We start from the raw sequence: 26,134 nt of genomic DNA, 5'->3' as shown, positions 1-26,134 counted from the left end.
GGCCGTGACCGCAAAAATGGATATGTACCCAAAAGCATCGCGAGCAGGCTCTCACAGGAGAAAACCCAAATCCCCCGGTCAAACCTCAATCAGATGCTTGAGCGGGTTATACCCGGACTTCAACGTAGCAGCCACATCAAGAATCGCCTTCTCAATCCCATTCAAATGCATGCAGGTCAACTCGATCGCCGCACTCTGATTCCCCGCCTCGATGTACTCGATCAACCGCAAATGCTCATTGTCACGACACGCCTCATGACTGTCGTCATCCAGCGCCGCCGCATACAGCGACGCTCGGGAAATCAGCTTCTGGAACCAATCCAGCAACACCGGATTATTCAAGCTACGAGCCAGCTTGATGTGGAACTCGCCGAGCAAATGAATCAGCCGCTCATGATCCCCACTCCGGTGCGCCTCATCCTCCAGCAATAAATGATCACGCAAGTCCTGGGTCACCGCGGTATCCCGGCGGCGGCACAGTTCGCTGACGATGCCGATCTCCACCAGACGCCGCGTTTCGAACAGCGAACGGATCTCTTCGTCGCTGGGCAATGACACCGATGCACCTTTATTGGGCTCGGTCGTCACCAGACCATCGGCCTCCAATTGCTTGAGCGCGGCGCGAACCGACGTGCGGCTGACATTGAAAAGTTCGGCCAAAGACGCCTCCCCCAGCTTCATTCCAGGCCGCAACGAGCGCTTGCTGATGGCCTCGTAAACCCCTTGGTAGACGCGGTCGACCGTGGTTTCCAGTTTCTTCTCGCTCATTCGATGACTCCTTCAGCGCTATGCAATCGCCCCCTTGGCGCCAGTACAGCCATGAAAAAGGGGGTTGCACGAGCAGGTTAATCCGGGTATTTCTAAATTGCATCCAGATTTTGCATACAATAATTAGAGGAATGCACCATTATGGGTCATCCAGTTGCAATTGAAGTGCGTAACGTCTCCAAACGGTATTCTGACGATCCAGGGTTGGCGCCAGCCCTGGACAACGTCTCGGTGAACATTGCCGACAACGAGTTCTTCACCCTGCTCGGCCCCTCCGGCTGCGGCAAGACCACCCTGTTGCGCACCATCGCCGGCTTCGAGCACGTCAGCGACGGCGAAATCCGCCTGGCAGGCGAGCCGGTCAACGATCTGCCGCCGTTCAAACGTCGGGTCAACACGGTGTTCCAGAGCTACGCACTGTTTCCACATATGAGTGTTGCGCAGAATATCGCCTTCGGCCTCGAGATGCAGGGTCTTGAACGCAAGCTGATCCCCCAGCGCGTCGACGAGATGCTGGCGCTGGTGCAAATGCAGCACCTGGCCAGGCGCAAACCGGCTGAACTGTCCGGTGGCCAACAGCAACGGGTGGCTCTGGCCCGGGCCCTGGCGCCGAAACCGAAAGTGCTGTTGCTCGATGAACCGCTATCGGCACTGGACCTCAAGCTGCGCAAGGAAATGCAGGTCGAACTCAAGCGCGTGCAGAAGGAGGCCGGGATCACCTTCATTTTCGTCACCCACGATCAGGAAGAAGCCCTGACCCTGTCCGATCGCATTGCTGTGATGTCCGCCGGCAAGATCCTGCAGATCGGCACCCCCAACGAGATTTACGAGCGGCCGCAGCATCAGTTCGTCGCTCAGTTCATCGGCGATATCAACTTCCTGCCGGGTCACCTCAAGCGCGGCGAGCACAACGAAAACCTGTTCGTGCCCAGCGGCATGCCGGTGGAAATCCCCTGCCCTCCCCAGGGCATCGACGGCAAGGTGCAACTGGCTTTCCGCCCGGAGCGCTCGCAACTGGTGGACCCGACCCAGCCGCATCATCTGCGCGGGGTGATCGAGGCTGTGCTGTACGTCGGCACCGCGACCCTCTATCAGTGCCGCCTGAACAACGACGTCAAGGTCATGCTGCGGGAAAACAACGAAGGTCTGAACCGCAATCGCGGCGTCGGCGATCGCGTGGCGGTCAACCTGCCGCCCCACGCCTGCCTGCTGATGGAGGCCTGAGATGAGCGTCAGTAGCACTTCTCCGGCCCTCAACCGGGCGCTGTTGCTCAGCCCGGTGGTTCTGACCCTGCTGGCCCTGATCGCCATTCCGCTGGGCATCATGGGCTACATCAGCCTGCTGCCGCGCAACGTTTATGGCGGCGTCGACTGGCAGGCCAACTGGCAATTGCAAAGCTACGTGCAGTTGTTTTTCCAGGAAGGTTTCGACGGTGAACTGGAACTGAACTGGGTCTACGCCCAGGCGTTGCTGCGTTCGGTGTTCCAGGCCGGTGGCACCACGGTGCTGTGTTTCCTGTTCGGCTTCCCGGTCGCATTGTGGATGTCGAGCCTGACCCCACGTCGGCGCAACCTGATGGTATTACTGATCACCATTCCGTTCTGGACCAACCTGCTGATCCGCAACTACGCCTGGCTGATCATCCTGCGCGAGCACGGCTGGGTCGCCCAGAGCCTCAATGCGCTGTTCCCGTCCGCCGGTGGCATCACCCTGCTCTACAACGACTTCGCGGTCAGCGTCGGGCTGGTCTACAGCTTCCTGCCGTTCATGATCCTGCCGATCTATTCGACCCTGGAAAAACTCGACTGGCGCCTGGTGGAAGCCGCCTACGACCTGGGCGCCAACCGCTGGCACGCCCTGCGGCGGATCATCCTGCCGCTGTCGATGCCGGGTGTGATCGCAGGCTCCCTGCTGGTGTTCGTGCCGAGCCTGGGCGCGTTCATCACCCCGGCGATTCTCGGCGGTGGCAAGACCCTGATGATCGGCAACCTGATCCAGCAGCAATTCGGCACCGCGCGCAACTGGCCGCTGGGCAGTTCGCTGTCGTTCCTGTTGCTGGGGATTCTGCTGCTGTCCCTGGTGCTCTACGCCCTCTATAGCCGCAGCGCCGCCAAAACTCTTCGTCGGGGAGCCACCGCATGATCGCCCTGCACCTGAAAAAACTGCCGATGACCCGGGAAGTCAGCCTGCTGATCCTGGCCTATCTGTATCTGCCGATCTTCGTGCTGATCGCCTACAGCTTCAACGCCAACCGCTCGGCGACGGTGTGGACCGAGTTCTCGTTCGCCTGGTATGGACGGATCCTGGCCAACCCGTCGATCCAGACGGCGGCGCTGAACTCGATCATTGTCGCCAGCATCGCCACGGTCTGCGCCACCGCCATTGCGCTGCTCGCGGCGTTGGCCACTTACCGGCCTTTCTACGGCCAGAAAATGGTCGAGGGCGGGATCAACCTGCCGCTGATCCTGCCGGAGATCGTCACGGCGGTGGCCACCTTGCTGCTGTTCATGGCGCTGGGAATCAAGCTGGGTCTGCTGACGGTGATCGTTGCCCACATCGGCTTCTGCATTCCGTTCGCCTACCTGCCGATCCGCGCGCGGCTCAACGATCTGGACAAGAGCCTGCTGGAAGCGGCGAACGATCTGTACGCCAACCCCTGGCAAGTGTTCCGCCGGGTGACGCTGCCGCTGCTGTGGCCGGCGGTGCTGTCCGGATCGGTGCTGGCGTTCGTGGTCAGCCTCGACGATTTCATCATGACCTTCTTCGTCGCCGGTCCAGGTTCCACGACCCTGCCGGTGTACATCTTCTCGGCCATCAAGGCTGGCGTGACGCCGGAGATCAACGCGATCTCGACCCTGATGCTGGTGATTTCCATCGTGCTGGTAGTGCTGGCCTTCTGGCTGGGACAGCGCGGCAAACAACAATGAGCCCGGAGACTTGTTTGATGAGCAAAAAAGTGAAAAGCCCCCGTTTCGCCGCTGCACGTTTCGCCGTTGCCAGTCTGGCCTTGAGCTGCTTCACCGCGTTCAGCGCCCAGGCCGCCGAGCCCAAGGAGCTGTTCTTCTACAACTGGACCGACTACTACCCGGTCGACCTGCTGGCCAAGTTCGAAAAGGAGACCGGGATCAAGGTCACCATGGACGGCTACGACAGCAACGAGACCCTGCTGGCCAAGCTGCAGGCCGGTGGTGCGGCCTATGACGTGATCGTGCCGTCGCAGTCGATCATGCGCACCCTGATCAACCAGAACCTGCTGCTGGAAATCGACACGCCGACCCTGCCCAATTTCCAGTACGTCAAGCCTGCTTTCCGCGACCCGGCCTTCGACCCGGGCCGCAAGTTCTCCGCGCCGTACCTGTGGGGCACCACCGGTTTCTCCTATGACAGCGCCCGGGTGCCTGGCGGCAAGCTGGACGACTCCTGGAAAGAGTTCTTCGAACCGCGCAAGGAGCTGCAAGGCCAGCTCGCCGCCCTGGATACTTCCAGCAGCGTGATCAATGCCGCCAGCCATTACCTGGATGTCGACGAGTGCACGGAAAACCCGCAGGACGCCAAGCGCATCCTGGAGCTTCTGCAAAAACAGAAACCCTTCCTGAAGATGTACAGCTCGGACAACACCGTCGACCGCATGGCCTCCGGTGAAGTGATCATGATGCAGAACTGGAACGGCTCCACGGCGCGAGCCACCTTGCAGAAGAGCACTATCAAGTACGTGTATCCGAAGGAAGGCCTGGCGATGTTCCAGGACAACTTCGCCGTGCCGAAAAGCGCACCGCACCCCGAAAACGCCAAGGTCTTCATCGATTGGATGATGAAGCCGGAAAACGCCGCCGCGGTGTCCAACGCTATCGCCTACGCCAACGGAATCCAGAGCGACAAGCTGATCGATGCCAAGTGGCGCGTGATGGACGCCATCAACATGCCCGACGAATTCGCCTCGCGCCTGCGCCCCGAGAAAGAGTGCAGCAACAAGGCGCGGGAACTGCAGGACCGGATTTGGGCGAAGCTCAAGGGCTAATTAATCGGCTATAGACCGAGTCGCGGCCTTCGCGAGCAAGCCCGCTCCCACAGGGATTGGTGCTGATCACAAAACTTGTGAACTCCCCGCCCCCCCCTGTGGGAGCGGGCTTGCTCGCGAAGAGGCCCGCCCGAACACCGCTGATTCAAAGACTGAAATGAGGTATCTATGACCCACCCCCGCTGGCTACGCAACGTGCGCCCCTACGGCGCCACCGCCGAAGACCTGCTGATCGAAAACGGCCGTTTCACCCAACGCCGCCCGGCCACAACCTGCGAGCTGCTGGCCACTGACATCGACGGCCAGAACCAGCTGCTCACCGGCAGCCTGGTGGAAAGCCACGTTCACCTGGACAAGACCCTGTGGGGCCAACCCTGGCGCCCGAACAGCGCCGGGCCGACCCTCAAGGACTACATCGCCAACGAGCGTCGTATCCTGCGTGAAGTCACCACGCCGATTGCCGACCGAGCCGGCGCCCTGCTGGAAAACTGCATCGCCCGTGGCTCGCTGACCATGCGCTGCCACGTCGACATCGACCCGGAATTCGGCCTGCGCCACGTCGAGGCCATGCAACAACTGCAGGAACGCTACCGCGACCTGATCGACCTGCAACTGGTGGTGTTCCCGCAAACCGGCCTGATCAGCCGCCCCGGCACCGCCGAACTGATGCGCCAGGCCATGGCCATGGGCGTGGAGAACGTCGGCGGCCTCGACCCTTGCGGCATCGACAACGACCCCATCGCGCAACTGGATTTCGTCTTCGAACTGGCCAGCGAATTCGACCGTGGCGTGGACATCCACCTGCACGACAAGGGCGAGCTGGGCCTGTGGCAGATCAAACTGATCGCCGACTACACCGAGCGCTTCGGATTGCAAAACCGCGTAATGATCAGCCACGCCTACTGCCTCGGCATGTTGCCGTGGAGCCAGGTCAAACCGGTGGCCGAGCGTCTGGCGGCGCTGGGTATTTCCCTGATGAGTTCGGCGCCGGCCGATACCGCCGTGCCGCCCTTCCTCGCCCTGCGCGAAGCCGGGGTCAATGTCTGCCTGGGCTCGGACGGCATTCGCGATGCCTGGTCGCCCATGGGCAACGGCGACATGCTCGAACGCGCGATGCTGCTGGCCTTCCGTTTCGATCTGAACAAGGACGAGGAACTCGCGGCGGTGTTCGATGCAGCCTCGGTCAACGGCGCCAAGGCACTGGGTCGTGAAGGCCGCACCGTGGAGATCGGTCAGCCGGCGGACTTCCTGCTGATGCAGGTGTACACCCTGGGTGAAGCCGTGGTCGCGCGGCCTGTGCGCCAGGTGTATCGCGGCGGGCAACTGATCGCGTCCGGTGGTCGCTTGCTGGAAAGCCGTCTGTGAAGCGCATCGGCCTCAAGGCCAGTTGCGTGGTCGGCTACGACGGCACGCAGCATGTGCTGTGGCGCGATGGCGAGGTGGTGTTCGAAGGTTCGCGGATCGTCTTCGTCGGCCGCGATTATCCGGGGCCGGTGGATCAGTGGATTGACCATGGCAATGCGCTGATCGGCCCAGGCTTCATCGATCTGGACGCCCTGGGCGATCTCGATTCCACGGTGCTGACCCTGGACAACGGCGACGAGCGCCAGATAGGCCGGATGTGGTCCGCCGGGTATCTGGCCCGCGGGCCCCGTGAGAGCTACAGCTTCGATGAAGAGGTTTTCAAATACCGCTACGCCTTCACGCAGCTGATCCGCAATGGCATCACCACGGCGATGCCGATCACCTCGATGTACTACCGCGAGTGGGCGGAAAACTACGACGAATTTTCCGCGGTGGCAGGCGTCGCTTCCGAGCTGGGGCTGCGGACCTACCTCGGCCCCTGCTACATGAGCGGCATGAGTTACTGGCAAGCCGACGGCACCCTGGCCCATCACTGGGATGAAGATCGCGGCTTGGCGGGGCTCGATGCGGCCGAACGGTTCTTCAAGGATTTCGATGGTGCCAACGGCGGGCTGATTCGCGGCGCGCTGCTGCCCGACCGCATCCAGACCTGCACCCCGGCGCTGCTGCAACGCACCGCCGCGCTGAGCCGCGAACTCGACGCGCCGATGCGCCTGCATTGCTGCCAGGGCCTGGGCGAAGTGGCGATGGTCGAGCAATTGCGCGGCGCCTCGCCTCTGGCCTGGCTGCAACAACTGGACCTGCTGACGCCGCGCAGCCTGCTGCCCCACGGCATCTACACCCGTGGCGATGACGACTTGCAGCGGGTGGCGGACGGCGGCGCCAGCCTGGTGCATTGCCCGGTGGTGTTCGCCCGGGATGGCGAGGCACTGAACTCCTTCGGCCGTTATCGGACCAAGGGCATCAATTTCGCCCTGGGCACCGACACCTGGCCAGCGGACCTGCTCGACAACATGCGCCAGGGCCTGAACATCGCTCGCTTGATGGAAGGCGGCAACTCGCTGACCAGCGCACTCGACCTTTACAACGCCGCCACCCTCGGCGGTGCCAAGGCGCTGGGGCGCGACGACCTCGGTCGACTGGCGCCGGGCTGCAAGGCCGACATCACCGTCTTCAGCCTGCGCGGCATGCACCTGGGGCCGCTGTTCGACCCCCTGAAAAATCTGGTGTTGGCCGGACGCGGCGACGACTGCATCGCCAGTTACATCGACGGCCGCTGCGTGATGCAGGACGGTCAGGTCAACGGCATCGACTACGCCACTCTGCAGCGCCAGGCACAACAACAATTCGAAAAACTGATGCGCAGTCACAGCGACCGGGCCTTCGGCCAGCCGGACTGGAAAACCCTGTTCCAGCCGGCCATCCCGTTCGCCGACAACTACAGCGCACAGGCGCCACTGTGCGCCGTCGATCCCCTTATTTAGAGAATTCTGCCCATGCAAAGCTTCGACTTCAGCCAACTGAGCCCACGGGAAAAATACAAGATTCTGATCGGCAGCGTGGTGCCACGGCCGATTGCCCTGGTCACCACCGTCGACGGCGAAGGCCGGGTCAACGCTGCGCCCTTCAGCTTTTTCAATGCACTATCGGCAGACCCGCCCATCCTCGCCTTGGGGGTGGAAAACTACGGCGACCAAAGTCCCAAGGACACCACGCGCAATATCCAGCTCAATCAGGAATTCACCGTCAACATCGTCAGCGATGCACTCGTTGAAGCCATGAACGTCTGTGCCGTGCCCTTCGCCCCCGGTTTTGACGAACTGACCGCCGCCGGCCTCACCGCCATCGCCGGCACCACCGTCAAATGCCCACGCATCGGCGAAGCCCCGGTGGCGCTGGAATGTCGACGGATGATGGCGCTCAACATCGGCCAGTCCCGGGAGATCATTTTCGGTGAAGTGCTGATGGCCCACGTGCGGGACGAACTGATCGACCCGAAGACCCTGTACATCGATCAACTGGGCCTGGACGCGATCGGCCGCATGGGTGGACATGGCTATGCGCGCACGCGGGACTACTTCGACCTGCCGACCCGCTCATTGCAAGCATGGACGGATGCGCCCGGAGGTGGTGAGCGGTTCTGGCCCAAATGAACCACCTCCCCTGTAGGAGCGAGCATGCTCGCGATGGACGTCAACGATAACGCTGGATGTCTGACACCCCGCGGTGTTCTGACGTGCATCGCGAGCAAGCTGGCTCCTACAGGGAAGATCGCCTTTCACTCTTCGAGCTCAACCACCTCGAACTTCACCTGATCCGGATAAAACGCCAGGTACTCACGAATCTGCGATACCGACACTTTCGGATTCTCGTAGCTCCACACCGCGTTGGCCCCCTCATGCCCCGGCACCTGCAGGCTGAAATAGCTGGCGTCGCCCTTGTAGGGGCAGTAGCTGGTGTGATCGGTGCGGGCGTAGTACTTCTCGTCGATGTCTTCGCGCGGCACGTAATACACCGGCGGGTAGTTGGCCTCCAGCAGCACCAGCGCGCGCGAGGAGGCGGCCACCTGGATGCCATGGAACTTCACCAGCAGACAGCCGGGTTGCTCGGCGATGGTGATGACAGGACTGGGACCGGTGCTTTTCATGAAATTCGTTCCTCATGACGGTGATTGACCTGCGGGAGCGCTGCCAAGCCTTGATGAACGAGGCAGCGGCCCCAAAACCCGAGACCACGATGTATCAGGTATAACCCAACTTTGACCGACGCGACGACCTCACAGCCGAACGGACCGTGCAAACAAGTGCAACGCATTGACTGTACATCCATACAGATAATGGTTGCTCCAACGCGCATCTGCCGCCATTCTGTGCACCTCTGCGAATCCTGATCGACGATGGTGGTTATGCGGCTGTACCTCTGTGAAAAACCCTCCCAGGCCAAAGACATTGCCGCCGTGCTCGGTGCCAGGCGTCGTGGCGATGGCTGCTGGCTGGGAACGGACGTCACGGTGACCTGGTGCATCGGCCACCTGCTGGAAACCGCGCCGCCGGACGCCTATGACGCCCGCTACAAGCGCTGGGTGCTGGCCGACCTGCCGATCATTCCGGACAAGTGGAAAATGACCGTCAAACCACGCACCGCCAGCCAGTACAAGGCGGTCAAGCGCTTGCTGGGCGAGGCATCCGAGCTGATCATTGCCACCGACGCCGACCGTGAGGGCGAGATGATCGCCCGGGAACTGGTGGAGCACTGCCGCTATCGCGGGCCGATCCGTCGCCTGTGGCTGTCGGCACTGGACGATGCCTCGATTCGCAAGGCCCTGGCTGCGCTCAAGCCGGGGGCCGAGACCTTCAGCCTTTACCATTCGGCCCTGGGCCGCAGCCGCGCCGACTGGTTGATCGGCATGAACATGAGCCGCCTGTTCACGCTGCTCGGGCGACAGTCCGGCTACCAGGGCGTGTTGCCGGTCGGTCGGGTGCAGACCCCGACCCTGCGCCTGGTGGTGGATCGCGATCGCAGCATCGCCGACTTCGTCCCGGTGCCCTACTGGGCCATCGATGTGCAACTGCTGCATGACGCTACCGCGTTCACCGCGCAATGGCGCGCCCCTTCGGATGTCTGTGACGATCAGGATCGCTGCCTGAATCAGGGGCTGGCGCAACAGGCCGCCACGGCGATGATGGGCGCAGCGAGTGCCCGGGTGATCAAGCTGCGCACCGAGCGCATGCGCGAAGTGGCGCCGCTGCCGTTCGATCTGGGCACGCTTCAGGAAGTCTGCTCGAAGAAGCTCGGACTGGGCGCCCAGGAAACTCTCGACATCGCCCAGGCGCTATATGAAACCCACAAGGTCATCACTTATCCGCGAAGCGACTGCGGCTACCTGCCGTTGAGTCAGCACAGCGAGGCTCCGGCGATTCTGGCGGCGCTGCGCCAGGCCGATCCCGCGCTCGACGCCCTGCGTGATCACCTCGAACCGCAGCGCCGCTCGCGGGCCTGGAACGATGCCAAGGTCAGCGCGCACCACGGCATCATCCCCACTGCGGCGGCAAAGAATCTTGAGCGCTTGAGCGGCAAACATCGCGCGGTCTACACGCTGATTCGCGCCCGTTATCTGGCGCAGTTCCTGCCCAATCACGAATACGACCGCACCCAGGCCGACTTCGACTGCGCAGGCCAGGCTTTGCGCGCGGTGGGCAAGCAGATCGTCGAGCCGGGCTGGAAACGCGCCCTGCCGGAAGCCTTGGCACCGGCCAAGGGACGTGAAGCGCCGGCTCCGCAGACATTGCCGAATCTGCGCGAAGGCATCGATTGCGCGGTGGACAACGTGCAGCTCAAGGACCTCTGGACCCAGCCGCCGAAGCCCTTCACCGAGGGCGACCTGATCAAGGCGATGAAGAACGTCGCCAAACTGGTGGAAGATCCGCTGCTCAAACAGAAACTCAAGGACACCACCGGTATCGGCACCGAAGCGACTCGCGCCTCGATCATCCAGGGCCTGCTGGACCGAGGTTATCTGGTCAAGAACGGCAAAGCGCTGTCTGCCACTCCCGCCGCGTTCAGCCTGATCGATGCCGTACCCCGGGCGATTGCCGACCCGGGCACCACGGCCATCTGGGAGCAGGCGCTGGACATGGTGCAGAGCGGGGAAATGAGCCTCGAAGAATTCGTCACCAAGCAGGCCGCGTGGATGAGCAAGCAGGTCGCCCGTTGCGCCGGCCTGAACCTGACCATCAGCGGCCCGGCCAGTCCTGCCGGACGCGGGGCCACACCTTGGAAGAACAAACGCAAGCCGGGCAAACGCAAGGCCTCGACGGCCGCTAAACGAAACACGAAACCCGCGAAGGCTTGATCACGCGGCGGCGGATGAAAAGGCATCGACCATACTGAACAGGCCCCAGCCAGGAGCCCACCAGAATGCTCTCGATAACACTACACGCCGCGCACCGGGACGAACTGGAAACCATCGAAAACCTGATGCAGTTCTACACCTACGATTTCAGCGAGTGGCTGCCGCTGGAGCTGGGTGAGCACGGTTTTTTCAGTCTGCAACCGCTGGCGGACTACTGGCGAAATCCCGCAACCCGCCCGTATCTGATTCGCGTCGATGGCGAAGTGGCCGGTTTCGTGACCGTGGATGACAACATCCAGGTGCCCGGCGCCGAGCACAACATCGGCTACCTGTTCGTAGCACGACGCTTTCGCGGCCAAGGCGTCGCCAGGTTTGTCGTTTCCGCCCTCTTGAGCCGTGTTCCCGGTCAGTGGCAGATCTTCCACCTCGACGCAAACCCTTGTGCCAGAGCGTTCTGGGCCAAAGTCATGATGGATCTTGCGGCCGGTGAGTTCTCTTCGCATCGGCTGATGATCGGTGGCCACCCATGCACCCTCTACCGCCTTGCAAGCCCGCGGGCTGCGGCGATCACCCCGCCTTTGTAATTCCAAATCGACTTTGTCCGACAATATGTAGTGACCAAAAATAATCACTACAAAACCGTTGACGCCTTCGATTTGCCCTTGCATGATGCAGACGTCTCCCCGATCGGGAGTACAGGCAACACGTTTGAGCAAGCTCGTCTGACCGCCGAGCTGTTTTTTCCGGATGCACGCTGCCCACAAGGCAGATTGAAGAAGCTGACCTGGCCTGAACGTCCAGTACAAGGACGAGAAGCGCTGGCGATTCATCCTCATGATGCTTGTGGCCGACCCTGAAAACGTCGGCAGGGCCAACAGGTAATCGCCGCTTCTCTTCGTTGTGACGCTAACGCGTAGCAGTTATTCAACACGACTACATGCAACAGACGCAGGAACTCGCCACTACCGGCGAACGACTGCTGACGTCCTGGTTTCGGTGCCAGGGATCAACTAACCGATGGGCTACATGTATTTAGCGAATCAACTTTGAAAGATCACCAAATGGTCAAGGGGGCTCTACCATGAATCTGAACAATCAACCGACTATCGAAGAACTGGCTCGTATGTTCGCGGCGAAGAAAGATACGCTCGACAGCCATATTCTGTGGATCTGCAAATCGGGCAACGTTCACATCGACTGCCTGTCGCCCCACAGCCATGAAGCGGAGTTCGACCAGAACAACCAGAACCTGCTGGCCCGCATGAAGATGTACCGTCGCGGCCAGGGCTACGTCGGCAAGAAAGCCGCCGCCGACAAGGACTTCATGGGCAATGTTCTGCAAACGCTGAAACAGGCCTGGGGATCGATGCAGGGTAAGAACGAAGTTCGGGTGATTGACCGGTTTTGCTAATTAATTAAGTCTTTATCGACTTATAAATAAAGAGGGCCTGCTCCCAATAAGAGCAGGCCCTTTTTTATTGTCCGCAAACAATAAAACTGTAGGAGCGAGCTTGCTCGCGATGGTCGTCAACGATAACGCTGGCTGCCTGATACCCCGCGGTGTCTGAGCCACCATCGCGAGCGTGCTCGCTCCTACAGTGTGGGCGTTGTCAGCATTGGTTCAACAAGGCGGTCAATGCGGCGTAACGAAAACAGAGGAAGTGACCGCCAATGACTGGCGGTCGAGAAAGGACGACCTTAGCGTTTAACGCCCAGATCGATCTGGGTCATGCGGCTGCGAACGGTGAACACGCCATCGCCCGACAAAATCGCGCTGCGGGCAAACAGTCGACCGCTTTCCCAGTTCGACAAACCCAGTTCCGGCTTGTTGAGCGCGTACTGACCATCGACCCAACGGGTAATGCCGTTGCCCACGAATGGCGCGTTGACCGCATTGTAGAAACGCTCCTGAGTCGCCGCGTCTTCGCTGATCAACGACACAGTGAACTGCGGGCTGTAGCAATTGAACAAGGCGATGGCGCTGTCCAGGTCGTCGACGATCTTCAGGCTGACTTCCGGGGTTTCTTCCCACTCCCACTCGCGGCCCAGCTGCTCTTCGGGCAGCGGCTCGGCCAGCGCTTCGGTCTGATAGCCTTCGGCGCGATACACCTCGACAGTGGCGTCCTTCCAGTCCGCGGGCAAAAGCCCTTCACTCCCTTCGACAATATGCAGCTTGCAGCCCTGCCCCCGAGCCTTGCCGGCCTGTTGCAGCGCATCGAGAAACAGCGGCACCAGCTCGGCGGCGCGGTCGCGATGGATCAGACAGACGTTGAGGGTGTTGCAGACCTTGCGATCCAGGGAATTGCGCACCACGGCGGCAAAGCGCGTGGCATCGGCATCCTTATGGGCGATCAGCCAGGCGCCACCGGTGCCGTGCAGGCTGACGGCGGTGCCGGCCTGTTGCGCGATACTGCCCAGCTGACTCACCGCGCGCCCCGAACCACGGGCCACGGCCAGGGAAAGACGGCGGTCGGCAAACATCGCCCAACCGGCGGCGTGATTGACGCTTTCCACCAGCGACACCGCGCCGTTCGGCAGACCGGCGTCGGCCAGTGCCGGATTCAAGGCGTGGGTGACGATGGCCTGGGCGGTGCCCAACGCATCGCTGCCGATGCGCAGCACGGCGGTGTTGCCGGTGCGCAGGACGCCGGCGGCATCGGCGAAGACATTCGGCCGACCTTCGAAGACGAAGGCGACGATGCCCAGCGGCGACACCACCTGCTCGACTTTCCAGCCGTCGTGCTCGACGCAGCTGATCACCTTGCCCCGGGTCGCTGGCGCATCGCGCCAGGCCCGAAGCCCGGCGATCATGTCGCGGCGCATGCGTTCATCGGCGAGCAGGCGAGTCGTGGAGCGACCGCGGGACTTGGCCCGTTCGATGTCAGACAGGTTGGCCGCTTCGATCAGGGCCCAGCAATCCGGGGTTTCCAGGCGCTGGGCGAACAGATCGAAGAAGTGACTGATAGCCTGATCGGACACCGCCGACATCGCCGCAAACGCCGCTTGCGCGCGCTCGATCGCCACCGCAGCCGCCTGCTGGTCGGCCACCGGAATCAACAACAGTTCACCGCTGACCTGCTCCACCAACAGGTGGTCTCCGGGCTGGAAGCGAGCCGCCAGTTCGGGGCTGACCACCGTGACACGATTACCGGCGAAAGGGATCGGCGTGCCAGCGACTAGACGTTCGAGCGCAAGGGACATGAAGCGGTTACACCATGCAAAGGGCGGGCGGAAAATGTATAGCAAAAGTTACGGAGCGTCACCCGCCCGCGACGGCCCGCCTCAGGCCAGACGCGAATGCAGCAGCCCCTTGACCGTACGCATCACCGCGGCATTGGCCTCCTCCATCTGCCCGACCTGCCGCAGTGTCTCTTCCAACTCGCCCCGAGCATGGGCTTCCAGCGCCGCCTGACCGCTGCTGTGAACCCGGCGATGAGGCTCTTCCATGCGTCGGAAATCGGCATCGCGCTGCTGGGTCTGATTCTCTTCGCCGTAATACCACTGGCCGAACAGGCATTCGGTTTCATCCGGCAAGATCAGGGGCGAATGGGGTTTGGGGTTGAGCAGGCGATCATAGACTGCGACCTTGAGTGTCAGCTCCTGCAGGTTGGCCAACTCGACGTTGGACAGCAGGTGCGACTGGTCGATTTCCCGCTGCATCTGTTGCGCCTCGCCGTACATCCCGGCCATGGCCTCGGCGGTCTTGTCGATCACCGCACCGAAGGCGCTGGAAACCTGGTTCTGCTGAGATATCGCCTGTTTGGCCTCGCTGATTTCCTGCTGGATCGCCGAGGTTTCCTTGACGATTTCCCGGGTGGCTTCGGCCGTCTTTTCCGCCAGCAGACGCACCTCGCCCGCCACCACGGCAAATCCACGTCCGGTGTCGCCGGCACGCGCAGCCTCAATGGCAGCGTTGAGGGCCAACAGATTGGTTTTACGGGCGATATCGCTGATCAGGTCGACAATGCGGTCAATCTCGCTGGCGCGGCTGACCAGATGGGTGATCACGCCTTCCAGGGCGTCGAGCCCGGCGGCCATGACCCGCGATTGCTCCTGCAGATGCGTGACCTGTTCGCGGTTATCGATGGCCGCGCGGGCCACGGTTTCGGCGCGCTGGTGGTTGAGCTTGAGGCGCTGGTTGAGCATCGAGAACGAATCGCTGACCGGCGACAACGAGTTGCCGCAGGTGAGCAGGTGCTGCGCCAGGCCACGGAAGAAATCCCGGTCGCGCTGCTCGGCCTTGCGGGCCGCGACTTGGGTTTCATCAACGCTGCTGGCGAGCACCGGTGCCGGCGTTGAAGGCTCGCTGGAAGCCTCTACAGTTTTCCTGCGCCATGTGAAATTCATCTGCATTCCCCGAGCGCAAAGCGCCAAAAAGCCCGGACGATACGAATCATCCGGGCCGGGTAAAAGATCCAATTCGACGAATTAACAGCAGACCAGTCGCTTGCCGGATTACTGATTGCGACGCCAGAACAGCTTCGACAGCAGCGCATCGAGACTGAGCTTGCCGGGGCCCGAGAGCACCAGTGGCACCAGCGCCGCCAGGTAGATCAGCGGCAGCTTGAAGTTGCCGTAGCCCTTGTTGGTGATCGAGTAACCCTGGGCCAGTTCGCTCAGACTCGACCACTCGGATGGCCAGTGCACGGCGGCGGTCGCGACGATGGTGACGACGATCAGACTGATCGCAGAAAACCGCGTGGCCAGCCCCACCAGCAGAGCCAGGGCGCAGATCAGCTCCACCCACATCGACATTTCCCAGTTCAGCGAAGCCGAGAGGTGATCGAACGGAAACGGAAAGCGGTTCTGAATGTCGGCAAACCAGTTCTCGCCGTTGAATTTCTCGAGGCCCGACTCGAAAAATTCCCAGGCCAGGAAAATCCGCAGGGTCAGCGGTGCGATCCAGTCGCCGGCGCGGTCAAGGTTCAGGTGCAGGCCTTTGACGGCCGATGAAATGGAAGTGCTCATGGACGTGGATCTCCTTCAAGTCAGGGATGTCGGGCCACAGCGAGCCCGGTCAGCGCAATGATCGGCGTGGCCAATCGATGAGTGAATTTCATCAGGCCGGTGTATCTGCGATGTGTCGCATGCGCTGGGATTTGAAGGTTTGTTGTGTCAGGAACGGGGCTGTACACACTGTGATACGTAACGGCCTCCACGGCTTATGTGGCTGGACGCAACACTCGCGACCAACCTCAATCACTGTGGGAGCGGGCTTGCCCGCGAAGAGGTCGGCACATCCAACATCGAGGCGCCTGACGCAACGCCTTCGCGAGCAAGCCCGCTCCCACAGGACCCGTGAGCAACGCCGATTCTGTGTAGGAGCTGAAGAGTGAAACGAAGCTGCGATCTTTTTAGGCAACACCTACAGTTTGCCGGTGAGCACCGGATCATCCCACGCAAATCGATAAACCCTGTCGTTAGCCAGCCCGTTGCACTGACCGTTATCCGCATCGGCCCCGACAATCGACCACTGCGCCCGCGAGTTCTCGCCCAACTCCCGAGCCGCCTCAGGCTTGAAGCAACGGCTCAGCACCTCATCCGGCACCAGCGCAAAATCCTTCGGGTGCTCGCGCAACCACTGCGCCGCCCGCTCCACCGTGGAGTCGAGCATGCCGAAGTGGACGATCGGCTGGCGGGCGAACAGCCAGTGGCCTTCGCTCCAGTTGACCAGCACCAGGTTCGCGCCCTGGGTCATGGTGTTGGCCTGGGCCATGAGGCTTTGGTTGGGGTTGGTGCCGTCCTTGACCGGCTCGATGAAGCCGCGGGCAAACCACAGCACGAACCAGGTGGCAACCAGCGCCGGGAAAGCTCGACGCAGGCGCGGACGCTGGTGGAACCAGCGCTGCAACAGCCAAGGCACCAGTGGCGCAGCGGCCAGTGCCAGCGCCGGCAGTGCCGGGTAGATGTAGAGCTTGCGCTTGCCGGCGCTGATGCAGAAAAACAGCAGCACCAGCGCGATCCAGCCGAGCAGCACCAGCACCCGGCCATCGCGTTTTTGCAGTTGCCGGCGCCAGGCCGGCACCAGCCATGGCAGGACCAGCACCAGCGGCAGCCAGTATTGCGGGATGACGTTGGTGAAGAAGTACCAGAACGGTTCGCGATGGTGCCACGACGCGGCGTAGCGCCCGGCGGTCTGGCGCAGCAGGATTTCCCGCGCGTAGGCGATCTCGTCCGGGCTGCCGTTGAAGACGATGGACAGTGCCAGCGGCAGCAGCCAGATCGCAATCGCAGCCAGCATCACCAACAAACCGAGCAGCCATTTGCGCCCCTGCCCCGGCATCGCCACCACTCCCGGCCAACCCTTGCGCGCAGCAAAGGCATAGGGAATCAGCAGCAGCGCTGGCAAGAATCCCACGCCCTTGGTGATCACGCCGATGCCCATCGCCGCACAGCCCACGTAAAACCAGCGCCACGCCGGTCCGAGCAGCAGATGACGCGTCAGCCCGTAGAGCCCGAGCGTGGTGAACAGGATCAGGAAGCTGTCGATCTGCCCGGTGCGCAGGATGCTGTAGGTCTGATAGGTCGCCAGATACAGCAACGCGGCATAACGGCCGATGCGCTGATTCCACAGACGCCGCCCCAGGTCATAGACCATCGCCGTGACCGTCACCGCCGAAAACAGTCCCGGGATATACAACGCGATATTGGGCATGCCGGTCAGCCAGACGAAGAACGCCACCGTCCACATGAAGATCGGCGGCTTGTCGCCGTAGATCTCCCCGGCGCGATGCGGGATCAGCCACGAGCCGTTGTGCAACATCTCCAGAGCGACGCCGAGGAATCGCTCCTCATCGACGTTCTGCGCCGAACGCAATCCCAGGCCCGCGCCAATCAACAGCAGGGCAAGCAGCATCAGACCCAGGCATTCGACCATGGGCGTAAAGGTGCGGCGCATGGTTTATTCCTTGAGTTTTCGGCTTTTGGCAATCAGTTGCAGGTTGCGCAGGTAAACGATCGAGCCGAAGGCCTGGCCGGCGATGAACACCGGGTCCTGGCGGTAGATGGCGTAGGCGAACAGCAAGGTGCTGCCGACGATGCTCAGGTACCAGAAGCTCACCGGGATCACGCTGCGCTTTTTGTATTCGCTGTACAGCCACTGCAGGACGAACCGCCCGGTAAAGGCGATTTGCCCGGCGAAACCGATCACCAGCCACAAGGCTTCGCGGGTCATGATCATCCTTCCAGTTCCTGGGCGTGGGTGTTCAGGCGGGTGCGTTTGATCAGCCACCAGACGCCGATCAGATCGAGGATGCCCACCAGGGCGCGGTCGATGTTGCCGTACTTGGAAATCCCGGCCGTGCGCGGCCGGTGGTTGACCGGATGGACGATCATTCGGCCGTTGTGGCGCTGGATCAGTGCCGGAATGTAGCGGTGCATGTGATCGAAATACGGCAGGCGCAGAAACGCCGCGCGCTCGATCAGCTTCAGGCCGCAACCGGTGTCCGGGGTGGAGTCCTTGAGCAGGCGACTGCGTATGCCATTGGCGAAACGCGAGGCCCAGCGTTTGCTTGCGGTATCGCGCCGGTTGGTACGGTGGCCGGCCACCAGCTGCACGTCGGCTTTGGCCCGGTCGCTGCGCACCAGCGCCAGCATTCCCGGGATGTCCGCCGGATCGTTCTGGCCGTCGCCATCGAGGGTCGCCAGCCACTGTCCCCGCGCCTCGCGGGCGGCGTGATAGAGCGAGGTGCTCTGCCCCAGCGAGCGTTCGTGATGAAGGATGCGCAAGGTGCTCAGGCCATTGTTGCGGATCTGCCGTAGCTCCTGCAGGGTCGCATCGGTGCTGCCGTCATCGACGACGATGATCTCGTAGACCTCGTCCGCCATGGCAACGCGGATTTCCTCGAGCAAGGGCTTGAGGTTGTTCGCTTCGTTTTTCGCTGGAATCAGTACGGATACGAAAATGTCCCGGCTCATATGTTTCTGTTCTGCCCATGAACTTTGATGTCATGAAGCTTGTAGAACAGAAATATTTCAGTTTCGGGGGCCTGGAGACATTCCCGTAGGTTTTCCAGCTTTAATGCGACTACTTCGCATCGCCGCCACGAGGCTTGTAAAAGCGGAACAGGCCGATGTCCACGGTATTGACGTACTCCTTGGCCCAATCAGGTTTCACCGTGCGGTCATGGAAGTACAGGGCGCCGCCGGTGCGATCCGGCAGTTGTTTGTTCAGCGCCTTGCGCGCGATTTCCTTGGCCAGCGCGTACTGCACCTCCTCCTGCACCGAATCGGACTTGCCGTCACACCACCAGGAGAACTGGCAGCTCTTGGTTTCCGAGCCCTGTTTGACCACGCCGCACACGGTATCGGGGAAACCCTTTTTGCCAAGCCGGTTCATCACCACGTTGGCCACCGCCTCCATGTCGGCTGCGTCCTTGCCCTTGGCCTCCCAATAGATGGAGCGGGCCATGCAAGTGATCGCGTCGTCCAGCGGCGCGGTGCCCTCGGGGTCCACGGCCTGGACTTCGGACTGGGTAATCGCTTCGGTCTTGGGCACCGGTTCCGGACTGCTCTTCTCGGCGGCCTTCTGCTCCAGCACCTCGGCCTTGTCTTCGGCAACTTTCTGTTTTTCCGCGTCGGCCGCGAAGGCGGGGGCGACAAGCAGCGTCAATGAAAAGCAGGCAGTAATCCAGGGTAGGCGCATGGTCGGCAAGACTCAGTTGGAATTATCGCTTTAGTGTAGTAGTGAAATGATTGCACACACGTCCTAACATTTCGCAGAATCCGCTGCCTTATACGATGTCACTTCGCGCATCATGGGCGCAGTCAGCCAAAGGGGATTTTCATGCATTTCGTCTCATCCGCTCTGCGCCTTGCCGGGTTTTCCCTGGCCTTGTCGTTTGCCGCTTCGGCCGTGGCGAGCGACGAATCGCAACTGATCGAATCGATCAACCTCTATCGCAGCCAGTTACAGCGCTGCGCCGGCCAGGTGTCCTCGGAGCTGCCGCCGTTGGCCGCCGATCCTCGGCTGGTACTGTCTGCCGCCAGCATCGGCAATTTGCAGCAGGCGATGTCCACCGCCGGTTATCCGATGAAGAACGTGCAAGCCATAAGCCTCTCCGGGCCTCGTGATGCGGCGGGAGCGATGAAGGCGATTCAGGAAAGTTTTTGCCAGATCGTGCTCGATCCGCAATTCGTCGACGTCGGCGTCAGCCGCCAGGATCGCGAGTGGCGCATCGTGGTGGCGCGGCCGCTGTTGAGCGCGCGTCTGGGCGACTGGCAGGCCGAAGGCCAGAAGCTTCTGGCCGAGGTCAACGCGGCCCGCACCCGGCCACGCCAGTGCGGCGCGCAATCCTTCAACGCCACCACGCCGCTGGCCTGGAATGCCACCCTGGGCAGCGCCGCCGAAACCAACTCGCGCAGCATGGCCAACAACAATTACTTCGACCACAAGGACCGCGACGGCCGCACCCCGGGCGACCGGGCGGAACTGGCGGGGTATGACTTCCAGCAGATCGGCGAGAACATCGCCGCGGGCCAGGACAGCGTGCGCAAGGTGGTGGACGGCTGGCTGACCAGCCCCGGTCATTGCGCCAATTTGATGAACCCGCAGTTCAAGGAATTGGGCGCGGCGTATGCGACCGATCCGAAGAGCGATGCGGGGATTTATTGGACGGCGATGTTTGGTGCCCAGTAAAACCGCGTCAGGGCGCAATTCATCATAGACGCCCTCGATCAACCGGTATTTATTAGTGATTGGACGTGATGAAACGTTGCTCTTAGTCTGCGCGCGATAATCCGTTGTCAGCGGAAAGCTCATTCAATGCGTTCGGCGCTACGCGGGGGAATCATGTCGCAAAGACTCTTGATCGATGGGTTCGCAAGGCGCGTGGACTATTTGCGGATGTCGGTGACCGACCGTTGCGATTTCCGCTGTGTGTATTGCATGGCCGAGGACATGACGTTCCTGCCGCGCCAACGGGTGTTGACCCTCGAAGAGATCTATCAGGTGGCGCAGAGCTTTGTCGCTTTGGGCACTCGCAAGATCCGCCTGACCGGGGGCGAGCCGCTGATTAGAGCGGGTGTGGTCGAGCTGTGCCGCCAGATCGCCGCCCTGCCCGGCTTGCGCGAATTGTGCATGACCACCAATGGATCGCAGTTGGCCAAACTGGCTGAACCGCTGTTCGAGGCCGGGGTCAAGCGCCTGAACATCAGCCTCGATTGCCTGGACCCGCAACGCTTTCGCGAACTGACCCGCACCGGCGATCTGGCGCAGGTGATCAAGGGCATCGATGCCGCTAACAAGGCCGGCTTTCGCAACACCAAGCTCAACTGTGTGGTGATGAAGGGCCGCAACGATCACGAGATCAACGATCTGGTGAGCTTCGCCATCGACCGCAATCTGGACATTTCCTTCATCGAAGAAATGCCCCTGGGCACCATCCATGAGCACAGCCGCGCCGAGTCGTTCTACTCAAGCGCCCAGGTGCGCGAGCGGATTGCCGAGCGCTACACCCTGATCGATTCCGCCGAGTCGACCCAGGGTCCTTCGCGCTACTGGCGCCTGGCCGAGGCGCCGCACATTCGCCTGGGATTCATTTCGCCCCACAGTCACAATTTTTGCGGCACCTGCAATCGTGTGCGGCTGACGGTGGAAGGTCGCCTGTTGCTGTGTCTGGGCAACGAGCATTCGGCCGATCTCAAAGCGGTGTTGCGCAGCCACCCCGGCCAGCCCGAACGCCTGGAGCGGGCTATTATCGAGGCGATGAAGCTCAAGCCCTACCGACACAATTTTGAGGTGAACGATGATGTGCAGGTCGTGCGCTTCATGAACATGACAGGCGGCTGAAACCATGATCGTCAGACCCAAACCCAACCTGATCGGCGTTCTGACGTCGCTCAAGGGTTCGATTGCCAAGCGCATCGCCCTGCGCACCCTCATGGTGACGCTGCTCGCCTCGGCGATCGTTCTGATCGAAACCCTGCATCCGAGTTACTTTTCCAAATTCAGTGCCACGCCGTTCACTCTCCTGGGGTTGTCGCTGTCGATCTTCATGAGCTTTCGCAACAACGCCTGCTATGAACGCTGGTATGAGGCGCGCAAGGCTTGGGGGGACGTGATCGTGGAAATCAGGTCGATGATCCGCGAAACCCAGGTGATCAAGGACGCCGGTGAACGGCGTGCAATCCTGCGCAATTTATGCGGGTTTGCCCATGCGCTGAACGCCAGGTTGCGCAAGGAAAGCGAACTGGCCGCCAGTGCGCAATGGCTGGAGCCCAAACCCGAAGCCGGCACTGCGGAGATCAGCGGCCAGGTGTTGCTGCAGGTGGGTCAACAGTGCTCCGCCCTCAACGAATCCGGCGCCATCAGCGAATGGCGTTACACGCTGATGGCCAATCACCTGACCGGTCTGACCCACGCTCAGGCGGTCTGCGAACGGATCAAAAATACACCGCTGCCATTCCCCTACACCCTGCTGTTACACCGCACCATCTACCTCTTCTGCATCCTGCTGCCGTTCGCCATGGCCGAACCATTGGGCTGGCTGACACCGATCTTCACTGCGATCATCAGCTACACCTTCTTCGGCCTGGATGCGATTGCCGATGAGCTGGAAGACCCTTTCTGTCGCGAAGAACATGCCTTGCCCACCGACGCCATCGTGCGCGGGATCGAGCGCGATGTACTCAAGGCATCAGGCGAAACCGAACTGCCGCCGTTGCTGGAACCCGTGGACTTCGTACTCCACTGAAAACTGCAGGGGCGAGCCTGCTCGCTATAGAGATTCGGACAGGTTGCGGTGACTGGAAATACCCCTGTGCAAGCCCTTCACGCGTGGCTACAGTCATCGGCTCAAAGCGCCCCAGCACAGGAGCCTCCGCTTGAGTCCGGATAATCAACCCGCAAAGCCCGACCCCGTCAGCCTGCGCGAAGCCTTGCGCTTCTGGCTCAAGCTCGGTTTCATCAGTTTCGGCGGGCCGGCCGGGCAGATCTCGATCATGCATCAGGAGCTGGTCGAGCGCCGCCGCTGGATTTCCGAACGGCGCTTTCTCCACGCGCTCAACTACTGCATGTTGCTGCCCGGCCCCGAGGCCCAGCAACTGGCGACCTACATCGGCTGGCTGATGCACCGCACCTGGGGCGGCGTGATGGCCGGCGCGTTGTTCGTGCTGCCGTCGTTGTTCATCCTGATCGCCTTGTCCTGGGTGTACATCGCCTTCGGTGAAGTGCCAGTGGTGGCCGGGGTGTTCTACGGGATCAAGCCGGCGGTGACGGCGATCGTGGTCCAGGCCGCGCATCGCATCGGTTCACGCGCGTTGAAGAATGGCTGGCTGTGGGGCATCGCCGCGGCGGCGTTCGTGGCGATCTTCGTACTCAACGTGCCCTTCCCGCTGATCGTCCTGGGCGCGGCGCTGATCGGTTATTTCGGCGGCCGCTGGGCGCCGGACAGGTTCCGCACCGGCGGCCATGGCGGCACGAACAAAAGCTTCGGCCCGGCCCTGATCGATGACGATACCCCCACTCCTGCCCATGCCCGTTTTCGCGGTTGGAACCTGCTGCGTTTGGGGGTGATCGGTGCGCTGTTGTGGGCGCTGCCGATGGCCGTGCTCACCGCGCTGTTCGGCTGGGACGGCACACTGACTCAGATGGGCTGGTTCTTCACCAAGGCGGCGTTGCTGACGTTCGGTGGGGCCTATGCAGTGCTGCCGTACGTGTATCAGGGCGCGGTCGGGTATTACGGGTGGCTGACGCCGACGCAGATGATCGATGGCCTGGCGCTCGGCGAAACCACCCCCGGTCCGTTGATCATGGTGGTCGCTTTCGTCGGTTTCGTTGGCGGTTATGTGCATCAGGTGTTCGGCGCAGATCAGGCGTTTGTCGCAGGTGCGGTGGCCGCGACGCTGGTCACCTGGTTCACTTTTTTGCCGTCGTTTCTGTTCATTCTGGCCGGCGGGCCGTTGGTGGAATCGACCCACAACGAACTCAAGTTCACCGCGCCGCTGACGGCGATTACCGCGGCGGTGGTGGGTGTGATTCTTAATCTGGCGTGTTTCTTTGCCTACCACGTGCTCTGGCCGCAAGGGTTCAGCGGGCAGTTGGACTGGGCTTCGTTGTTGATCGCGATTGCGGCTGCGGTGGCGTTGTTGCGGTTCAAGCGTGGGGTGATTGAGGTGTTGATTGGATGTGGGGTGATTGGGTTGGCGATCAAGTTACTTGCTTGAACTGAACACAAACCTGTGGCGAGGGGCTTGTCGAAACGTCGCACCGCCCCGTTGGACTGCGCTGCAGTCCCATTTTCTGGGGCCGCTTCGCGACCCAACGGGGGCAAGCCCCCTCGCCACAAGTAAACCTCTCACCATCGTGTTTGGCATCAAGGCTCCTTGTTCAAAAAAACAAACATTTACAGCCGCCCCCTTTCCCCCCTAGTATCCAGACACCCACGGATGGCCGGTCTTCGGCCTCCGACGTTTTCGCTGCTGGATACATGAGCAATGCGCAACGCACAGTCAAAGCATCACGACTCGCTTCTGGCCACCTCGCTGTGGGCCGAGGACGGCATTGCCTCATGAACCGCATCGTCAACCTTCCCATGGCCCTGAGCCGTTCAAAACTGCGTCACTCCGCACGTCCGCCGGATAGCTCCCTGCTCGCCTGAGTCCGTTTGCCAACGGCTCGAGCTTCTACCTTTTCGCTATCGCTGCCAGCACGCACCCGACTTTTGTCCATCGTCGTGTCCTGGCCTGAATCCGTGCGCCCGCGGGGCGCCAACGTGAGTGACGTCTATGAAATTCGCTGCCCTTGAAGATGCAAAAAACTTTCTGACCAACAACCCGGATATCGAGATGTTCGAGCTGTTCATTCTCGATGCCAACGGTGTGCCGCGCGGCAAATTGCTGCACCGCGAAGAACTGCTGGCGGTGTATGAAAGCGGCCGTCCGCTGCCCAGCACCATCCTCGGTTTGACCGTGCAGGGCGACGACGTCGAGAACTCCGGGCTGGTCTGGGATGTGGGCGATATCGACTGCCGCGCCTACCCGCTCGAAGGCAGCCTGGTGCGCCTGCCGTGGCGGCAGATTCCGACGGCTGCGGTGCAGGTCAGCATGCATCCGGAGCAAGGCATGCCGGCGAGCATCGCCGACCCGCGTCACCTGCTGATCAAGGTCATCGATGGCCTGAAGGCCGAGGGTTACCACCCGGTGATGGCCTGCGAGCTGGAGTTCTATCTGCTCGATGCCAAGCGCGATTCCAACGGTCGTCCGCAACCGGCGCTGGATGCCGACGGCGGTCGACCGCGACACACCCAGGTCTATGGTTTGCGCGAGCTGGAGCAGATCGAACCGTTCCTCGCCGATCTCTATGCGGCGTGCAAAATTCACGACATTCCGGCGCGCACGGCGATCTCCGAATACGCCCCCGGCCAGGTGGAAATTACCCTGGAACACGGCGATGCCTTGCAGGCGATGGATCAGGCGGTGCGCTACAAACGCCTGGTGAAAGCCGTCGCCCACAAGCACGGCATGCAGGCCACGTTCATGGCCAAACCTTTCGATCATCTGGCGGGCACCGGCATGCACATGCACGTCAGCATCGCCGACGCCGAGGGCCGCAACCTGTTTGCCTCGGAAGATCCGGCGGGCACCCCGCTGCTGCGCACAGCCATCGGCGGCATGCTCGCGTCCCTGCTCGACTCGCTGTTGCTGTTCTGCCCCAACGCCAACTCCTACCGGCGTTTCCAGGCCAACAGCTATGCGCCACTGGCGCCGACCTGGGGCGTCGACAACCGCACCGTCAGCCTGCGGGTACCGGGCGGTCCGGCCAACAGTCGGCATATCGAACACCGAATTTGCGGCGCGGATGCCAACCCGTATCTGGCGGCCGCGGCGATCCTGGCGGGCATTCATCGGGGCATCCGCGAGGACCTGGATCCGGGGGAACCGGTGCAAGGCAATGGGTATGCGCAGGCCAAGGAGTTGCTGCCTACCGACTGGCTGACTTCGCTGACGGCGCTGGAGAATTCGGCGTGGGCGCGCGATGCGTTGGGGCAGGAGTTTCTTGGGGTGTATCTGGCGGTGAAGCGTGCGGAGTATCGGCAGTTCATGGCCGAGGTGGGTGAGCAGGATTGGCGGTGGTATCTGACTGAGGCCTAAGCCCGTTGGATGCACGAAATCCCCTGTGGGAGCGGGCTTG

24 protein-coding genes and 1 pseudogene are annotated in these 26,134 nt (G+C 61.7%); 15 read left to right on the top strand and 10 right to left on the bottom strand.

Annotation, left to right across the window (positions count from 1 at the left end):
* Positions 1–78 precede the first annotated feature (78 nt).
* Entirely contained in the window at positions 79–768 is a 690-nt protein-coding gene (locus K9857_RS20415) for a GntR family transcriptional regulator (RefSeq protein ID WP_175378467.1), read from the bottom strand.
* 141 nt (positions 769–909) lie between these two features.
* Between K9857_RS20415 and K9857_RS20410 the strand changes: the two genes are divergently transcribed.
* The 7 genes from K9857_RS20410 to K9857_RS20380 all read left to right on the top strand — a co-directional run bounded on the left by K9857_RS20410 (position 910) and on the right by K9857_RS20380 (position 8,305).
* On the top strand, positions 910–1,992 hold the full coding sequence (locus tag K9857_RS20410) for an ABC transporter ATP-binding protein (protein WP_224538719.1): 1,083 nt from the start codon (positions 910–912) through the stop codon (positions 1,990–1,992).
* 1 nt (position 1,993) lies between these two features.
* The gene (locus K9857_RS20405) at positions 1,994–2,911 is read left to right on the top strand and encodes an ABC transporter permease (RefSeq protein ID WP_224538718.1); all 918 of its coding nucleotides are present in this window, start codon (positions 1,994–1,996) and stop codon (positions 2,909–2,911) included.
* The gene (locus tag K9857_RS20400) at positions 2,908–3,696 is read left to right on the top strand and encodes an ABC transporter permease (protein ID WP_059405972.1); all 789 of its coding nucleotides are present in this window, start codon (positions 2,908–2,910) and stop codon (positions 3,694–3,696) included. Before K9857_RS20405 ends, K9857_RS20400 begins: the two co-directional genes overlap by 4 nt.
* A gap of 17 nt (positions 3,697–3,713) precedes the next feature.
* Complete coding sequence (locus K9857_RS20395) at positions 3,714–4,787, top strand: extracellular solute-binding protein (RefSeq protein WP_224538717.1); 1,074 nt, start codon at positions 3,714–3,716, stop codon at positions 4,785–4,787.
* Positions 4,788–4,955: 168 nt separating this feature from the next.
* Positions 4,956–6,152: an amidohydrolase family protein gene (locus K9857_RS20390; RefSeq protein ID WP_224538716.1), complete on the top strand. Its 1,197-nt coding sequence runs from the start codon at positions 4,956–4,958 to the stop codon at positions 6,150–6,152.
* Positions 6,149–7,636, top strand: a complete 1,488-nt coding sequence (locus K9857_RS20385; protein WP_224538714.1) for an amidohydrolase family protein — start codon at positions 6,149–6,151, stop codon at positions 7,634–7,636. Before K9857_RS20390 ends, K9857_RS20385 begins: the two co-directional genes overlap by 4 nt.
* Before the next feature lie 12 nt (positions 7,637–7,648).
* Entirely contained in the window at positions 7,649–8,305 is a 657-nt protein-coding gene (locus K9857_RS20380) for a flavin reductase family protein (RefSeq protein ID WP_224538712.1), read from the top strand.
* Positions 8,306–8,430: 125 nt separating this feature from the next.
* Here K9857_RS20380 and K9857_RS20375 read toward each other — a convergent pair whose 3' ends face one another.
* Positions 8,431–8,799 (bottom strand): DUF427 domain-containing protein, encoded by a 369-nt coding sequence (locus tag K9857_RS20375; RefSeq protein WP_175377224.1) that lies wholly within the window; start codon positions 8,797–8,799, stop codon positions 8,431–8,433.
* Positions 8,800–9,057: 258 nt separating this feature from the next.
* On the opposite strand from K9857_RS20375, the gene K9857_RS20370 reads away from it, so the two are divergent.
* The 3 genes from K9857_RS20370 (at position 9,058) to K9857_RS20360 (ending at position 12,415) form a co-directional block, all read left to right on the top strand.
* On the top strand, positions 9,058–11,004 hold the full coding sequence (locus K9857_RS20370; RefSeq protein ID WP_224538711.1) for a DNA topoisomerase III: 1,947 nt from the start codon (positions 9,058–9,060) through the stop codon (positions 11,002–11,004).
* A 65-nt stretch (positions 11,005–11,069) separates the two neighbouring features.
* Positions 11,070–11,588: a GNAT family N-acetyltransferase gene (locus K9857_RS20365; RefSeq protein ID WP_224538701.1), complete on the top strand. Its 519-nt coding sequence runs from the start codon at positions 11,070–11,072 to the stop codon at positions 11,586–11,588.
* A 497-nt stretch (positions 11,589–12,085) separates the two neighbouring features.
* Entirely contained in the window at positions 12,086–12,415 is a 330-nt protein-coding gene (locus tag K9857_RS20360) for a hypothetical protein (RefSeq protein WP_224538699.1), read from the top strand.
* A 287-nt stretch (positions 12,416–12,702) separates the two neighbouring features.
* Here the strand turns inward: K9857_RS20360 and K9857_RS20355 are convergent, their stop codons facing one another.
* The 8 genes and pseudogenes from K9857_RS20355 to K9857_RS20320 all read right to left on the bottom strand — a co-directional run bounded on the left by K9857_RS20355 (position 12,703) and on the right by K9857_RS20320 (position 19,648).
* Positions 12,703–14,205 (bottom strand): aldehyde dehydrogenase family protein, encoded by a 1,503-nt coding sequence (locus K9857_RS20355; RefSeq protein ID WP_224538697.1) that lies wholly within the window; start codon positions 14,203–14,205, stop codon positions 12,703–12,705.
* An 81-nt stretch (positions 14,206–14,286) separates the two neighbouring features.
* Entirely contained in the window at positions 14,287–14,664 is a 378-nt protein-coding gene (locus K9857_RS30605; RefSeq protein WP_224538720.1) for a CZB domain-containing protein, read from the bottom strand.
* Positions 14,665–14,697: 33 nt separating this feature from the next.
* Positions 14,698–14,982, bottom strand: a pseudogene (locus tag K9857_RS30600) (methyl-accepting chemotaxis protein); the annotation flags it as partial.
* A gap of 477 nt (positions 14,983–15,459) precedes the next feature.
* Positions 15,460–15,972: a DoxX family protein gene (locus K9857_RS20340; protein WP_224538695.1), complete on the bottom strand. Its 513-nt coding sequence runs from the start codon at positions 15,970–15,972 to the stop codon at positions 15,460–15,462.
* A gap of 397 nt (positions 15,973–16,369) precedes the next feature.
* Complete coding sequence (locus K9857_RS20335) at positions 16,370–17,902, bottom strand: ArnT family glycosyltransferase (protein WP_224538693.1); 1,533 nt, start codon at positions 17,900–17,902, stop codon at positions 16,370–16,372.
* A 3-nt stretch (positions 17,903–17,905) separates the two neighbouring features.
* A complete protein-coding gene (locus tag K9857_RS20330; protein ID WP_175377213.1) occupies positions 17,906–18,184 on the bottom strand; it encodes a lipid-A-disaccharide synthase N-terminal domain-containing protein in 279 nt (92 codons plus the stop codon).
* The gene (locus tag K9857_RS20325; protein ID WP_224538691.1) at positions 18,181–18,921 is read right to left on the bottom strand and encodes a glycosyltransferase family 2 protein; all 741 of its coding nucleotides are present in this window, start codon (positions 18,919–18,921) and stop codon (positions 18,181–18,183) included. Before K9857_RS20325 ends, K9857_RS20330 begins: the two co-directional genes overlap by 4 nt.
* A gap of 109 nt (positions 18,922–19,030) precedes the next feature.
* Positions 19,031–19,648, bottom strand: coding sequence for a cell wall hydrolase (locus K9857_RS20320; RefSeq protein ID WP_224538689.1), 618 nt, complete (start codon positions 19,646–19,648; stop codon positions 19,031–19,033).
* A 141-nt stretch (positions 19,649–19,789) separates the two neighbouring features.
* Here K9857_RS20320 and K9857_RS20315 point away from each other — a divergent pair, with 141 nt between their 5' ends.
* From K9857_RS20315 to K9857_RS20295, 5 genes are all read left to right on the top strand, one after another.
* Positions 19,790–20,641, top strand: coding sequence for a CAP domain-containing protein (locus K9857_RS20315; RefSeq protein ID WP_224538687.1), 852 nt, complete (start codon positions 19,790–19,792; stop codon positions 20,639–20,641).
* A 153-nt stretch (positions 20,642–20,794) separates the two neighbouring features.
* Positions 20,795–21,793, top strand: coding sequence for a GTP 3',8-cyclase MoaA (moaA, locus tag K9857_RS20310; protein WP_224538685.1), 999 nt, complete (start codon positions 20,795–20,797; stop codon positions 21,791–21,793).
* A 4-nt stretch (positions 21,794–21,797) separates the two neighbouring features.
* Positions 21,798–22,697, top strand: a complete 900-nt coding sequence (locus tag K9857_RS20305; protein ID WP_224538683.1) for a bestrophin family protein — start codon at positions 21,798–21,800, stop codon at positions 22,695–22,697.
* Between the two features lie 130 nt (positions 22,698–22,827).
* On the top strand, positions 22,828–24,168 hold the full coding sequence (chrA, locus tag K9857_RS20300; RefSeq protein ID WP_224538681.1) for a chromate efflux transporter: 1,341 nt from the start codon (positions 22,828–22,830) through the stop codon (positions 24,166–24,168).
* A gap of 621 nt (positions 24,169–24,789) precedes the next feature.
* Positions 24,790–26,094, top strand: coding sequence for a glutamine synthetase family protein (locus tag K9857_RS20295; RefSeq protein WP_411961592.1), 1,305 nt, complete (start codon positions 24,790–24,792; stop codon positions 26,092–26,094).
* Positions 26,095–26,134 lie beyond the last annotated feature (40 nt).

The organism is Pseudomonas sp. REP124, assembly GCF_020164475.1.
Lineage (GTDB): Bacteria > Pseudomonadota > Gammaproteobacteria > Pseudomonadales > Pseudomonadaceae > Aquipseudomonas.
This window is presented reverse-complemented; position numbering and strand designations above follow the sequence as displayed.

Coding starts and splice junctions, on each gene's coding strand:
- K9857_RS20415 (WP_175378467.1), bottom strand. CDS start 768: ATGAGCGAGAAGAAACTGGAAACCACGGTCGACCGCGTCTACCAAGGG.
- K9857_RS20410 (WP_224538719.1), top strand. CDS start 910: ATGGGTCATCCAGTTGCAATTGAAGTGCGTAACGTCTCCAAACGGTAT.
- K9857_RS20405 (WP_224538718.1), top strand. CDS start 1,994: ATGAGCGTCAGTAGCACTTCTCCGGCCCTCAACCGGGCGCTGTTGCTC.
- K9857_RS20400 (WP_059405972.1), top strand. CDS start 2,908: ATGATCGCCCTGCACCTGAAAAAACTGCCGATGACCCGGGAAGTCAGC.
- K9857_RS20395 (WP_224538717.1), top strand. CDS start 3,714: ATGAGCAAAAAAGTGAAAAGCCCCCGTTTCGCCGCTGCACGTTTCGCC.
- K9857_RS20390 (WP_224538716.1), top strand. CDS start 4,956: ATGACCCACCCCCGCTGGCTACGCAACGTGCGCCCCTACGGCGCCACC.
- K9857_RS20380 (WP_224538712.1), top strand. CDS start 7,649: ATGCAAAGCTTCGACTTCAGCCAACTGAGCCCACGGGAAAAATACAAG.
- K9857_RS20375 (WP_175377224.1), bottom strand. CDS start 8,799: ATGAAAAGCACCGGTCCCAGTCCTGTCATCACCATCGCCGAGCAACCC.
- K9857_RS20370 (WP_224538711.1), top strand. CDS start 9,058: ATGCGGCTGTACCTCTGTGAAAAACCCTCCCAGGCCAAAGACATTGCC.
- K9857_RS20365 (WP_224538701.1), top strand. CDS start 11,070: ATGCTCTCGATAACACTACACGCCGCGCACCGGGACGAACTGGAAACC.
- K9857_RS20360 (WP_224538699.1), top strand. CDS start 12,086: ATGAATCTGAACAATCAACCGACTATCGAAGAACTGGCTCGTATGTTC.
- K9857_RS20355 (WP_224538697.1), bottom strand. CDS start 14,205: ATGTCCCTTGCGCTCGAACGTCTAGTCGCTGGCACGCCGATCCCTTTC.
- K9857_RS30605 (WP_224538720.1), bottom strand. CDS start 14,664: ATGCAGCGGGAAATCGACCAGTCGCACCTGCTGTCCAACGTCGAGTTG.
- K9857_RS20340 (WP_224538695.1), bottom strand. CDS start 15,972: ATGAGCACTTCCATTTCATCGGCCGTCAAAGGCCTGCACCTGAACCTT.
- K9857_RS20335 (WP_224538693.1), bottom strand. CDS start 17,902: ATGCGCCGCACCTTTACGCCCATGGTCGAATGCCTGGGTCTGATGCTG.
- K9857_RS20330 (WP_175377213.1), bottom strand. CDS start 18,184: ATGATCATGACCCGCGAAGCCTTGTGGCTGGTGATCGGTTTCGCCGGG.
- K9857_RS20325 (WP_224538691.1), bottom strand. CDS start 18,921: ATGAGCCGGGACATTTTCGTATCCGTACTGATTCCAGCGAAAAACGAA.
- K9857_RS20320 (WP_224538689.1), bottom strand. CDS start 19,648: ATGCGCCTACCCTGGATTACTGCCTGCTTTTCATTGACGCTGCTTGTC.
- K9857_RS20315 (WP_224538687.1), top strand. CDS start 19,790: ATGCATTTCGTCTCATCCGCTCTGCGCCTTGCCGGGTTTTCCCTGGCC.
- moaA (WP_224538685.1), top strand. CDS start 20,795: ATGTCGCAAAGACTCTTGATCGATGGGTTCGCAAGGCGCGTGGACTAT.
- K9857_RS20305 (WP_224538683.1), top strand. CDS start 21,798: ATGATCGTCAGACCCAAACCCAACCTGATCGGCGTTCTGACGTCGCTC.
- K9857_RS20295 (WP_411961592.1), top strand. CDS start 24,790: ATGTTCGAGCTGTTCATTCTCGATGCCAACGGTGTGCCGCGCGGCAAA.